At 42.4% G+C, this 314-nt stretch carries 1 pseudogene; it reads left to right on the top strand.

The features are described 5' to 3' along the window. Positions 1 to 134 (top strand): annotated as a pseudogene (locus ACYVTD_RS18860) (UDP-glucose 4-epimerase GalE); the annotation flags it as partial. Positions 135 to 314 lie beyond the last annotated feature (180 nt).

Here is a 314-nt window from a genome sequence, read left to right as displayed (position 1 = left end):
GAATTAAAAATATTGTCTTCTCTTCCACCGCCGCCGTTTACGGAAACCCGCAATACCTGCCTATCGACGAAAAGAACCCTACCCTGCCCGGGAACTACTCCGGTTTTACAAAGTTGGAAATTGAGCGTTTTTTATTTATTGGACCATACATATTGGTTGGAAAAGGAATACCGGGCAAGTGGTTGTGAAAAAAATTGCCGGGAGGGGAATTAAAACCAACCCAAAAATCGAGAAAAATGTTATAGCGGGGTTTATCCCGATTACCGCCATATTTATTCATGCTAATACTCCTATGACGCCTGTTACCATTACAG

Source organism: Treponema sp. R6D11 (assembly GCF_054786075.1).
Note: the sequence above shows the minus strand (reverse complement) of the source record. Positions and strands in the feature narration are given on the sequence as shown.